Below are 322 nucleotides of genomic sequence, written 5' to 3'. Positions count from 1 at the left end.
CTTCCGCGTCTTCGACGCCATGAACGACCCGCGCAACATGCAGGCGGCATTACAGGCGGTACGCCGTCACGGGGCGCATGCCCAGGGTACCCTCTCGTACACCACCAGCCCGGTGCACACCCTGCAGACCTGGCTCGACCTGACCGAACAGCTGCTGGAAGCGGGTGTCGACTCCGTTGCGATTAAAGACATGTCCGGCATCCTGACGCCCTCTGCCGCGTATGAACTGGTCAGCGAAATCAAAAAACGCTTTAACGTGCGCCTGCACCTGCATGCGCATGCCACCACCGGGATGGCGGAGATGGCCCTGCTCAAAGCCATT

General features: G+C 61.8%; 1 pseudogene. It reads left to right on the top strand.

What is annotated here, in order from left to right:
- Positions 1-322: pseudogene (locus ENTHG_RS00240) on the top strand (sodium-extruding oxaloacetate decarboxylase subunit alpha); the annotation flags it as partial.

The sequence above is a fragment of the Phytobacter massiliensis JC163 genome (genome assembly GCF_000321045.1).
In the GTDB taxonomy this organism is placed as follows: domain Bacteria; phylum Pseudomonadota; class Gammaproteobacteria; order Enterobacterales; family Enterobacteriaceae; genus Phytobacter_A; species Phytobacter_A massiliensis.
The sequence above is the reverse complement of the archived record's forward strand: the minus strand, read 5'-3'. Positions and strand labels throughout refer to the sequence as shown.